This window comes from Shewanella sp. 10N.7, from assembly GCF_020806285.1.
GTDB lineage: Bacteria > Pseudomonadota > Gammaproteobacteria > Enterobacterales > Shewanellaceae > Shewanella > Shewanella electrodiphila.
Map to the genome: position 1 here is coordinate 22,473 of NZ_JAJGZS010000039.1, position 12,221 is coordinate 34,693.

Consider the following 12,221-nt stretch of genomic DNA (forward strand, 5'->3'; position numbering starts at 1 on the left):
AGCTATCAGCTAATATTAAAATAATGATTTAATCGTGGTCGCCAAATCATCTCGGGCAACCAAAAGTTGTTCGTTCTTATTTCTCAATGGCTTAACTGCAACCTGTTGGTTCTCAATTTCGTTCTCACCAATGATTAATGCATACTCAGCACCACTTTTATCAGCACGCTTCATCTGCTTTTTAAAGTTACCGCCACCACAATGACTCATGACTTTAAGCTGTGGCAGGCTTTGACGCAACTCTTGTGCAATTTTAATTGCTTCAACTAAACAGTTTTCACCCATTGCTGTGACATAAACGTCAACAACTGGGGCAACATCTTTGTTTAGTTCAAGGGTTTCTAGCAGTAATACAATACGTTCAAGACCCATTGCAAAACCAACTGCTGGCGTATCTTTACCGCCTAATTGGCCGACGAGTCCATCATAACGACCACCTGCTAAAACAGTGCCTTGAGAGCCTAAGCTATCCGTCACCCACTCGAAAACAGTGCGGTTATAGTAATCTAATCCACGAACAAGGCGAGGATTAACTGTGTATTGGATTCCAACAGCGTCTAAGAGTTCACATAAGGTTGAAAAATGTGTTTTCGACTCTTCACCTAAGTACTCCATCAATGCTGGCGCATCGGCTAACAAAGCTTGAACTTGTGGAGATTTAGAATCTAAAACGCGCAGTGGGTTTGAGTACATACGGCGCTGTGAATCTTCGTCAAGCTGCTCTTTATGTTGCTCAAGAAACGCAATTAATGCATCACGGTAAGCAGCGCGCTCAGCTGGATCGCCTAACGTATTTAGCTCTAACTTAACGTGTTCAGTAATCCCAAATGATTCCCAAAGACGCGCTGAAAGCATTAATACTTCAGCGTCAATATCTGCACTTGGAATGCCGTACACTTCAACACCAAACTGGTGGAATTGACGGTAACGACCTTTTTGAGGACGTTCATGGCGGAACATAGGGCCCATGTACCATAAACGCTGCTCTTGGTTATAAAGTAAGCCATGCTCATTACCAGCACGTACGGTAGAAGCGGTACCTTCTGGACGTAAGGTTAAGCTGTCTTCGTTACGATCTGCAAAGGTGTACATTTCTTTTTCAACGATATCGGTCACTTCACCAATTGAACGTTTGAAAAGATCGGTTGATTCAACAATCGGAGTACGAATTTCGCTATAGCCGTATGCGCTCACAGTAGAACGGATAACCGATTCTACTTTTTGCCATAATGGGCTTTGCGTTGGCAGAATGTCATTCATTCCGCGAATTGCTTGGATCTGTTTAGCCACGTTTTGCCTACTTGTGTTAACTCGCCGTCGTATCGTGTTCAAAATAAAATCGTTTTGTTCGATTTAAAATCGATGACCGAGGACTTAAATTAATCTACATGCCTTACACAAAAAAACACCTACCATCGCTGGTAAGGTGTAATTGTTGTCTAAAACAAACTTATTCTGTTGCGTCTTTAATATCGATTCTGTTTTGCATTATCGCTGCTTTCGCACGAATCTTAGCTTCTAACGAATCCACTAAATCATTGTTATCAAAGCGCTCTTTTTGACGTTTCCCGTCATCATAATAACCACTTTTACCATGGCTACCGGTTAAACCAATATCTGAAACTAATGCTTCACCAGGGCCATTTACCACACAGCCAATGATAGAAACATCCATTGCTGTGGTAATGTCTTCAAGGCGCATCTCAAGTGCATTAACAGTATTGATCACATCAAACTCTTGACGAGAACATGATGGACACGCAATGAAGTTAATACCACGGCTTCTGATTCGTAGCGACTTTAAGATATCAAAGCCCACTTTAATTTCTTCAACAGGATCCGCTGCTAACGAAATACGTAAAGTATCACCAATACCTTCAGCCAGTAACATGCCTAAACCAACTGCAGATTTAACCGAACCCGCACGCGCTCCGCCCGCTTCGGTTATGCCTAAATGCAATGGTTGCTTGATTTGTTTGGCCAGTAAACGATATGACTCAACCGCTAAAAACACATCAGAGGCTTTTACGCTGACTTTAAACTGGTCAAAATTAAGACGGTCTAAAATATCCACATGGCGCATTGCTGATTCAAGTAAAGCTTCAGGTGTCGGCTCATGGTATTTATCCATTAGATCTTTTTCTAATGAACCACCGTTTACCCCTATCCGAATTGGAATGTTTTTATCACGCGCACATTCCACAACGTTACGAATGCGTTCTTCATTACCGATATTGCCAGGGTTAATACGTAAACAATCAACCCCATATTCAGCCACTTTAAGTGCGATTCGGTAATCAAAGTGAATGTCTGCAACAAGCGGAACATTGACACTTTGTTTAATCAACTTAAATGCTTCAGCTGCATCCATTGTAGGAACTGAGACACGAACAATGTCTGCACCTACTTTTTCAAGTGCACGAATTTGTGCCACAGTCGCTTCAACGTCAGTCGTTTTGGTGTTCGTCATCGACTGAACTGCGATAGGCGCACCATCACCGATAGGAACATCGCCAACATAAATACGGCTTGAAGGGCGGCGAATAATAGGAGATTCGTTATACATAATCTGTTGCTCTACTGCTTACTTAATTACAATTAACATTACACTCTAGGTAAGGTTAACCTAGCCACACGGCCTTCGGAGAAATCAGCTAAACTGATGTCTTCGCCATTAAATTTAATCGTTACAACTTGCGGGGCACCTAAAATAAGCTTGAACGGTGCAACGCCTTTAGCTTCAACAATTCTGCTTGAACCTTTAACGCCATCAACCAGTGTTTTACCGGTTGCATCAACCACGTTAACCCAACAATCAGCTGTAAAACTCATGCTCAATGCGTCATTTGCAGCTAGTGCATCTGTTTCATTTGAAATCACAGGTTCATTTGAAACTACAGGTTCATTGGCAAGCTCTGCTGCTGCGTCAGAAGTTAATGCACTGGCAGATTGCAAAGTCTCGTCGACATTGTCTTGCGCATTATCCAAGGAGGTTGTCAAAGCTTGAATATTGTTCTCTATATCAGATTCATTCGCTGACGGTTCCACATAAGCCAGTTTAGGGTCAATTTCTGGCTCTAATAAATCTTCAGTTTGAATTACCTCAGTGACACTCGCCGCAGCAACTTCTTCAGCGGTAGGTTTTGATAAATCAATCCCACTGAGTAATGAATCTTTTTGTACCCACCAAACCACTAACAGTGCGAGTAATGCAAAAATGATTAAGTAAGTTACTATCGTTAAACGACTATCACGAGCTTCACGAGTCGTCTTACGAGAAAAACTTTGCATTGCCGCTGTTTCGTCTGGTAATTGTTGGGCAAGACATTGCTGCAAAGCATTAGCATCTGCCTCAACGTATTTTGCATAATTTTTTGCATAGCCGCGCGCATAAGTTGCCGATGCAATATTATCAAAGTTATCGTTTTCAATATCTTCAATGATGCCAGGACGTAAATGTAGCTGTGTTGCTACGGCTTCAACTGATAAGCCTTTTGCTTCACGCGCTGTCCGTAACAGCATCCCAGCGGTTGAGACTTCTTCTAGTAAGTCAATTTGGTCAGCATCATTCCCATCTGTATGGGTGTTTTCGTTTTTATTATTTGTCATTAATGCAAAGTAGCCCTGTATTCTTTCGCTTGTTCTGAAGCAGGATATTTGGCGATTAACGTAATGCCATAGCGTTGAAGCGCTTCATCATCTGCTAACTCACGCGATATTTTAATTCCTAAAGCTAAACTTTCAGGCGTTTGCTGCGCCACACGATGAAACCGCTGTAAATTGGTTTTAGCCGCATCATAATCACTTTCTGCGATAGCTAAATCAATCAGCTCCATCAATGTAGATTGTCTTCTTGGATCGTAACGCAATGCACTTTCAAAGTACTGCTTAGCCTTTTCAGGTTCACCAGCAGAAAGACTGCACACACCTAAATTTTCATAGCTTGATGCGGTGCGGGTATATTCTTTTGCTTCAATCGCATTTTTAAACATGACTTCGGCTTGACTGAATTTATCTTGTTGACATAAAAACACGCCAAAGTTGTTCATCGCATCACCCGTAGCATCGCTGGTGTTAATGGCTTTGCGATAAGATTCTTCTGCGCGTACTACATCATCAACGGTTTGATAGTAATAAGCCATAGCGGTATGCACTGCGCTTAGTTGCGGTGCATAATCAACTGCACGATTCAAATTAAACTTTGCCTGTTCCATGTTGCCACGTTTTAAATAGGTCAAACCAAGCTGCATTCTTTCTTTCGCAGCTGAAGTTTTATCCAATGTCCTTTCAGAAACTGGAATATCTGTACCACTATACGTTCTTTCTGTAACACAACCCACTAAAGGTAATGATAAGGCAACAATAAATAAAAACTTCGGCAATCCGTGCATACTTCTTACGCCTATTAATCTATACAAACAAAGAGTTAATCCATTGTGACCGAAATAGCACTTTCTTGCATGCGTTTTTTCGCCATACGTTTAGTTCGGTCACGAATATCACCCGCTAATTGACCGCAAGCAGCATCAATATCGTCTCCGCGAGTCTTACGTACAATTACGGTTAACCCATATTCCATCAATACTTTCGAGAAACGGTCAATCCTAGAATTAGAAGAGCGACCATATGGTGACCCAGGGTAAGGGTTAAATGGAATTAAGTTAATTTTACACGGTGTATCTTTCATCAACTTAGCCAGTTCATGTGCTTGGTCTGTGCTGTCGTTGATATGATCTAGCATGACATATTCTACGGTCACGCGCCCACGGTTGGCATTTGACTTGGTTAAGTAGCGACGAATACCCGCAAGAAACTCTTCTAATGGGTACTTCTTATTCACTGGCACTAACACATCACGCAATTCATCATTTGGTGCATGAATACTTACTGCAAGTGCAACATCTATCGCATCACCTAACTTATCAAGCGCGGGTACCACACCTGAAGTTGATAATGTTACGCGGCGTTTTGATAAGCTAAAACCAAAATCATCCAGCATGATGTCCATCGCAGGGATGACGTTGGCTAAATTCAATAACGGCTCACCCATGCCCATCATCACAACGTTAGTGATAGGACGGTCACCGGTATCTTTATGGAAACCTAAAAATTCTGATACACGCCAAACTTGTCCGATGATTTCAGCCACGGTCAAGTTACGGTTGAAGCCTTGCTGACCTGTTGAACAGAAAGTACATTCTAGTGCACAGCCCACTTGCGATGATACACACAAAGTCGCTCTGTCTTCTTCAGGTATATAAACCGTTTCAACTTCTTGGCCTTGGCCTACATTAATAGCGAACTTAATCGTGCCATCATCTGACTTTTGGAAACTGGCAATTTCTGGCGCAACCACTTCACACTTACGCGATAATTTAGCGCGTAATGCTTTGTTAATGTTGTTCATTTCTTCGAAGTCGCTAACACCAAAGTGATAAAGCCATTTCATCAATTGATCAGCACGGAACGGTTTTTCGCCCATTTCGGTGAATAACGCTCTCATTGCCTTTCGATCAAGATCCAATAAATTGATCTTTTTTTCACTCATGTTGTCTAACCTCAAAAAAACCTAAAACCTGCTAGCGGGCGGCGAATTATACAGATCCTTACAAAATTTCGCCAGTGTCACTGCATTAAAGCTTTGATACTTTCACGACTGTGCTAAAATTTCCGTGGACTAATATTGGTCTGCCATATGGAGGTGTAATTCCACCTTTATGATAACTCTTATCATTATAGTATTTATCGCCATTGCAATCTCATTTCTTTGTAGTGTTTTTGAAGCGGTATTACTGTCTGTTACCCCTAGTTACATTGCCAACTTGGCAAAAACTAATCCAAAAGCTGCAAAACGGCTTGATAAACAGAAACAAAATGTGGAATCACCACTGGTTTCTATTCTGACATTAAACACCATAGCTCACACCGTCGGCGCTGCAGTAGCAGGCGCACAGGCAGCAAAAGTTTTTGGTGATGAAATGCTCGGCGTATTCTCTGGTGTGCTTACCTTCTTGATTTTATTCTTTTCTGAAATTATTCCGAAAACATTAGGTGCAAACTATTGGCGCTCTTTAGCCTCTCCGGTTTCGCTCATTTTAGTGTGGATGGAAAGAGCCACTAAACCGTTAATTTGGATGTCATCACAAGTGACAAAGTTAATGGGTAAAGGCGACGAAGGACAATATATCCGTCAAGAAATGAGTGCGATGGCAGAAATTGGCCGCCAATCAGGTGAGCTAGACAAGCAAGAATCTGCGATTTTAACGCAAATGCTTTCAGTGAAAGAAATGCCAGTATCTGCAATCATGACCCCAAGAACTGTGATGTTCAAATTACCGATACATTTATCTCAAGGTGAATTTGTCACGCAATTCTTAGCTAAGCCTTTTACCCGAATTCCGGTATATCAGGATGACCCAGATAATATTATCGGCTACGTTAACCGTAATAATATCATCCAAGCAGAACGATATACGCCTAAGGAATCTATCGGTGTATTGAAAAAGAACCTGCTAGTGATACCAGAGACGGCTAAGATATTACCGATTTTCGAATTAATGATTAAGCGCAATACCAAAATTGCCATGATTGTTGATGAATATGGTTCTGGTGAAGGTATTGTTACCTTAGAAGATATTGTTGAATCCTTACTAGGCTTGGAGATTGTCGACTCCAATGACCCCGTCACTGATATGCAACAATTAGCTCGTAAGTTATGGAGCACTCGCATGAAGCATAAAGGCATTGTATTGTCTGATGATGGTGAGTTCTCTAAACAAGATACGATGGTCGCTGAACAAGCCAAACAAGGTGCTCAACAAAACAAGAAGCCTCTTGTCATGCCTGTCAGTGAACCACTTACTAGAGATAATAAATCGAGTGATAAAAAGCTGTAAATAAACACGACATAAAATGGCTTTTATACAAACATTGATTCAAATATAAAGGGAGCATTGCTCCCTTTTTTGACCAAAAAATATCTTTACTGCGTACATCACAGGTGAAAACGAACAGAGTCGAGTTTGTAACCTAGCAAGGGACTCCTACAATCTTTCTCCCTTGTAAATATAGAGGAAATGATGCCGAAAAATTACACGCTATCGCTCGCTCATATCAATGATACCCACTCAAATTTCGAGCCAAGCAAAATTAAATTTAATTTGTCAGTTGATGGCCAAGAGTATCAAGCTGAAACCAAAACGGGTGGTTATGCTCGCCTCTGTTACCAAATAGAAACTGCCAGAAAAAAAGCCCACGATGACCAACAAGCATTTTTATTTCTTCATGGCGGTGATAGCTTTCAGGGCACGTTATATTTTCGCGAGTTTAAAGGTGCTGCCAATGCGCACTTATTAAATATGTTAAACCCTGATGCCATGGTGTTGGGTAATCATGAAATTGATGCGGGTAATAGCCCGGTTTTAGCCTTCTTAAATCGAATTGAATTTCCACTATTAGCTGGCAATATGGATTTAAGTCAGGAAGTCACCGATAAGGAAGGTCGATTAAAAGACCATCCCATGTTGCTTGATTATGATCCGCAGTTAAAGTGCGCCAAGGTGCTGTTAAAACCTTTCTATGACAAAAAAATTGCCATTGTCGGTATCACCCTTGATCAAATGCCATTAATTGCAAGACCCGACCCCGACACTCACTTTATTAACGCTATTGATACTACAGTCAACACCGTGACTATGTTGAAACAGCAAGGTATTGACCACATTGTCATATTAAGCCACTTAGGGCTGGACCAAGACCGTGAGTTAGCCGAAAAAGTTGACGGAATCAGTGTTATTGTTGGTGGTCACTCTCACACACTGCAAGGCAATTTTAGTGACTTAGGCTTAAGCCACACAGAATACGCAGAAGTGATAAATCACACCCCTATCATTCACGCTAGTAAATATGCGGAAGTGTTGGGGCTTGCTGAAATAGAGTTTGACGTTCAAGGCAAGTGTACTGCCATTAATGGCGATAACTACTTTATGCTCGATGAGCAGGTGGAAGTTTCATTAATCCCAATTGAGGCGAACGCGGCTAAGCAAATCACGCCAGAACAGATTGCCAAAGTGACCAAACAATTACAATCTCACTCTGGCGTATTAGGCGATGAAGCTAATCAAGCAGTACACGACACTATTATGCGGGATTATCGCCCTGCGTTAAACGCCCTCGAAGAGCAAGTACTCGCCCATATCCCACGAGATTTGATCCACACTCGCCTGCCCAGCAAACACTTCCCCCATGGCAGTGAAATCGCGCCTTGGGTGTGCCGTAGTATGTATAAAGCCACTAAATTATCTGAACCAGAATTAGACTTTGCATTACATAATGCAGGCGGCGTAAGGCAATCATTAAATAAAGGTAACTTATCCGTCGCTGATGTACTCGGACGAATATTACCGTTTGAGCTGCCTTTAGTTAAATACCAAATCCAAGGCCAATACTTATATCAAGTGCTAGAGTCGTCGATTAATGCTGCCACTAACAATGGCGTCACTGGCACAGGTGCTGGCAGCTTTCCGTATACTTATGGGATTAGATACTTCTACGATGGGAAGTTAGAAAAAAATCAACGCATTACTCTTATCGAAGAATATCGACAAGGGCAATGGAGTGAGATAGATAAAGATAAGCTGTATATCGGCGTTTCAAGTGCATACACCGCCGCAGGAAAAGAAGGTTATGACGCATTACTCAAGGCGCACTGGCAACAAGATTTGCACACCATGACCTTGCCAGAAGCCTTTGTCGATTTTGTATCTCAACATGGCAATTTAATTGAAAACCCATTACAACCTAATGTGTATTATATTAGCCATCGATAAAATACAGCCTTAGATTGAGCCATTAAAAATTAAGCTTAACTAAAAATAGAGATGCATAAGAAAAACGATACATTAGCCAAGATTAATATTATTTATGATAATGTAGACTTCACAAATCTGCAGCTGATCACAGACCCTGTGCTAGCTTCATGATTTAATAATGTATCTTTATGTGGATTCATGACTTGAATCATTGCAAATATTAGCCTAATCAAATAGGAAACAATTTCATGAAAGCAAAATTAATCAAATTAGCAGCGGCTGCAACATTAGCATTAGGTGTTTCTTCAGCTTGGGCTGCTGGTATCATGCACCAAGGCGAAGTATTAGACACAATGAACAGCGGTGGCTACACCTACGTACAAGTTAAAGGTGAAGACAAAACTTTCTGGGCTGCTGGCCCACAAGTTGACATTACTAAAGGCGACACTGTTAGCATGAACGAGCAAATGTGGATGAATGATTTCACCAGCAGCACGCTAAACAAAACCTTTGAAGAATTATTATTTGTAGGCAAAATCGAGAAAAAATAACTCGCTTTAGTTTCAAATAAACGCATAATCGGCTAATTATCATTAGCCGATTTTTTTTGGTTAAATGTTCCAGTGGATCATTGATAATGACATTTAAACCTTGTGATAATTTTATGAACTCAACATCCGAATCTACCTATGAGTAACCTTTTTTCCATTGTTCAGTTTAAGCCAAAGTTTGCTGAAAAAGTCAGTCAATTAGTTCACCTTAGTGTTCAACACATTGACCATCCTCGCTATAGCCATGAGCAATTAAACGCATGGTCAACAGCCCCTCGCTCAAGAAAACACTGGCAACTGAGATTGCAGCGCAGTCAAAGCTGGGTAATGCTCAGCGATACTCAACAACGCGAAACAGAGGATGTCGTGGGGGTTATCAATGTGGAAACCGATTTTCATCATCGAGGCTACATTGATAGTCTTTATATATCGCCATTGTTACAGCGACAAGGGTTGGCAAATCGGCTTTATCAAACTCTGGAATTATGGGCTCAAGCACAAGGCTATACATCACTGAGTGTCGATGCATCTTACTTATCGAAAGGCTTTTTCCTTAAGCAAGGTTTTAAACAAATGCAGCCAAGCTATCAAATCACTAAAGACCAAGTCATTAATGGCTTTTATATGACCAAAAGCCTGCTGAAATAATCTAATACTCAACTAACATAAAACGACAAACTCACTTTTTAAGTAATGGCTGCAGCATTTCTTCTAGGCCATTCAATTTCACTTCATACATTAACGCTAACTGCTCGCCCAATTTTCCCTCAGGAAAACCTTTGCTATGAAACCAGACTAAATAAGGTTCCGGTAATTCCAATAGTTTTCTGCCAGCATACTTACCAAATGGCATTTTTTGATTAATTGCTTCTAAAAGTAGTGCTTCATTCATCTAGATTATATTCCAACATTTTTTATCACATTATACTTTGGCTATATTCATTTGGCTTGATAATCGCCAATGAAATCGATTAACTCATCCTACAGCTTAGAGATTCTCGAAAATATATTTGAGCGAGTATCGATTTGAGCAAGTATCGATTTGAAAAAATACAGCTTTGAGTTAGCACAGCTTTGAATTAGCACAGTTTTGAGCTAATACAGCTCAGGTTTACTGCAACAAACTCACTAAATTATTGCTGTTTGGTTAACGCTATACAAGCTACATGAGAAGATCCACATTAATAACTGCATTTTTATCTCCATTTTAAATATAACATTTAGAAATATAAACTAACCCTATAATACTTTTTAGCTATTAAATAAGCTTATTCGCCTATCCATTTTTCTGTGTAATTGAATCACAAAATGACAGCGTCAATGTTTTAACGCCCTAAACCACTCAATATCAACCAATTCACCTAACCAACTTTGGCTAAAAACCAATCAGTCAAAAAGCCGCCAATAATGCTGATAAGTCAAAAAGACACCTGCGAGTCAAAACGACCTTATCGTCAATTTACCGCCAATTGACCTGTTACAACTCACCACATAAAGTTAATAGCATAAAGGTTAAATGTTACTTAAGGTTTAACCGAAAGTTTGACTAAGTATTACTGCAACGAGTGTTTATAAAGTGGTTCTCGTTGCCCCATCAGGAGATGTAAAGATGATCATATTAGTCGGTGGAGAAAAAGGCGGTAGTGGCAAAAGTTGTCTTGCACAAAATGTCGCTGTATTTCTCGCAAAAGATGCTAAAGCAAGCATTATCATGGTTGATTGTGACCCACAAAGAACCACGTCAGACTGGATCCAAGCAAGAAACAATAATCCTGAACTTCCTGCTATTAATTGCGTGCAATTATACGGAAAAATACGCAACGACTTACTTAGTCTCGAGCAACATTATGATTACGTCATTGTCGATTGCGGCGGACAAGATAACTTAGCCCTTCGTGCGACACTTTCAGTGGCATCACATGCCTTAATGCCATTACGCCCTAAACGTCGTGATTTAAAGACCGTTGAACACATGGACGATATCATCGCAACTTGTAAGATGATTAATCCTAAAATGAAAGCTTCATTTGTTATCACCCAATGCCCAAGCTTACCTAATCAAGCCGGTCGAATTTTTGAAGCAAAAGAAGTGTGCAACACTTTCGATATCAACGTGCTTGAAGCAATCACATACAGCCGAAACATTTACGATGACAGTGAAGAATCTGGTTTGTCAGTCATTGAAATAGACCCTAGCGGAAAAGCAGCTAACGAAATTCGCAATATTGCCTGCGAATTGCTGGAAGTTGAGAATGCAGAACAACTTATCCAACAACATAATGATGCCGGAAACGTTACGCAGCTGAGGGGGACTTATGGGGCTAGCAGATCTCAAGAAAAACGTTACGCCATGTAAAGCACAATTTTCGCCGCAGATGTCGGTTGATGACTTTATTGAAGCAGCAAACTTGTATGCCATGGGGAAACCACAGCGCCATACTCTTTCGCACGATGATTCTAATAAACACGCAATGGAACAATTATTTGCGTTAACCGAAGCCAATGAACCGCTAAATGCAGATTCAAGCAAAGGGAAACCAAAGCCGTTCAGAAGAGCCACATTTACATTAAGTGAAGCAGCAATTGAGCAATTAACAGCCATGAGCTTGAGTAGTCATTCAGCTAAATCTAAATTGATCAGACAACTGATCCAGCAACACTTTTTGTTATCAGAGCAAGAACAACGAGCAATTGAAACTGACATAAACATCAAATAGTCAGCAAATTAAAGGAATCTACATTTAAAAAATAAACTGAAAATACTAGGGCCTGCTGATCTTTCAAGGTTGTTTTTGCAGCGAGTTATTGGCCATTTATATAAGGCAGAGACTTTGTGGTGTAGTTATTCTACATAAAAAGT

Annotated in this window: 12 protein-coding genes; 6 read left to right on the plus strand and 6 right to left on the minus strand. The window is 40.6% G+C overall.

Annotation, left to right across the window (positions count from 1 at the left end; translation table 11 throughout):
* Positions 1-15 precede the first annotated feature (15 nt).
* From hisS to LMH66_RS19005, 5 genes are all read right to left on the minus strand, one after another.
* A complete protein-coding gene (hisS, locus tag LMH66_RS18985; RefSeq protein ID WP_102528861.1) occupies positions 16-1,290 on the minus strand; it encodes a histidine--tRNA ligase in 1,275 nt (424 codons plus the stop codon).
* Between the two features lie 160 nt (positions 1,291-1,450).
* Positions 1,451-2,566, minus strand: a complete 1,116-nt coding sequence (ispG, locus tag LMH66_RS18990) for a flavodoxin-dependent (E)-4-hydroxy-3-methylbut-2-enyl-diphosphate synthase (RefSeq protein WP_102528862.1) — start codon at positions 2,564-2,566, stop codon at positions 1,451-1,453.
* 38 nt (positions 2,567-2,604) lie between these two features.
* Entirely contained in the window at positions 2,605-3,609 is a 1,005-nt protein-coding gene (locus LMH66_RS18995; RefSeq protein ID WP_229372307.1) for a RodZ domain-containing protein, read from the minus strand.
* On the minus strand, positions 3,609-4,391 hold the full coding sequence (gene pilW / locus LMH66_RS19000; RefSeq protein ID WP_102528864.1) for a type IV pilus biogenesis/stability protein PilW: 783 nt from the start codon (positions 4,389-4,391) through the stop codon (positions 3,609-3,611). The genes LMH66_RS18995 and pilW overlap by 1 nt, the downstream gene beginning before the upstream one ends.
* 35 nt (positions 4,392-4,426) lie before the next feature.
* Entirely contained in the window at positions 4,427-5,548 is a 1,122-nt protein-coding gene (locus LMH66_RS19005; protein WP_102528865.1) for a bifunctional tRNA (adenosine(37)-C2)-methyltransferase TrmG/ribosomal RNA large subunit methyltransferase RlmN, read from the minus strand.
* A gap of 169 nt (positions 5,549-5,717) precedes the next feature.
* Here LMH66_RS19005 and LMH66_RS19010 point away from each other — a divergent pair, with 169 nt between their 5' ends.
* From LMH66_RS19010 to LMH66_RS19025, 4 genes are all read left to right on the plus strand, one after another.
* Positions 5,718-6,896, plus strand: coding sequence for a CNNM domain-containing protein (locus LMH66_RS19010; protein WP_229372309.1), 1,179 nt, complete (start codon positions 5,718-5,720; stop codon positions 6,894-6,896).
* Positions 6,897-7,079: 183 nt separating this feature from the next.
* Positions 7,080-8,828: a bifunctional metallophosphatase/5'-nucleotidase gene (locus LMH66_RS19015; RefSeq protein ID WP_229372311.1), complete on the plus strand. Its 1,749-nt coding sequence runs from the start codon at positions 7,080-7,082 to the stop codon at positions 8,826-8,828.
* A gap of 230 nt (positions 8,829-9,058) precedes the next feature.
* Positions 9,059-9,361 (plus strand): NrfJ, encoded by a 303-nt coding sequence (locus tag LMH66_RS19020; protein ID WP_102528868.1) that lies wholly within the window; start codon positions 9,059-9,061, stop codon positions 9,359-9,361.
* A gap of 138 nt (positions 9,362-9,499) precedes the next feature.
* Entirely contained in the window at positions 9,500-10,009 is a 510-nt protein-coding gene (locus LMH66_RS19025; protein ID WP_229372313.1) for a GNAT family N-acetyltransferase, read from the plus strand.
* Positions 10,010-10,040: 31 nt separating this feature from the next.
* On the opposite strand, the gene LMH66_RS19030 is transcribed toward LMH66_RS19025, so the two are convergent.
* On the minus strand, positions 10,041-10,253 hold the full coding sequence (locus LMH66_RS19030; protein ID WP_055025682.1) for a DUF3820 family protein: 213 nt from the start codon (positions 10,251-10,253) through the stop codon (positions 10,041-10,043).
* A gap of 717 nt (positions 10,254-10,970) precedes the next feature.
* Here LMH66_RS19030 and LMH66_RS19035 point away from each other — a divergent pair.
* Both LMH66_RS19035 and LMH66_RS19040 read left to right on the plus strand, forming a co-directional pair.
* Complete coding sequence (locus LMH66_RS19035; RefSeq protein ID WP_229372315.1) at positions 10,971-11,717, plus strand: AAA family ATPase; 747 nt, start codon at positions 10,971-10,973, stop codon at positions 11,715-11,717.
* Positions 11,677-12,078, plus strand: a complete 402-nt coding sequence (locus tag LMH66_RS19040) for a CopG family transcriptional regulator (protein WP_229372317.1) — start codon at positions 11,677-11,679, stop codon at positions 12,076-12,078. The genes LMH66_RS19035 and LMH66_RS19040 overlap by 41 nt, the downstream gene beginning before the upstream one ends.
* Positions 12,079-12,221: the final 143 nt, after the last annotated feature.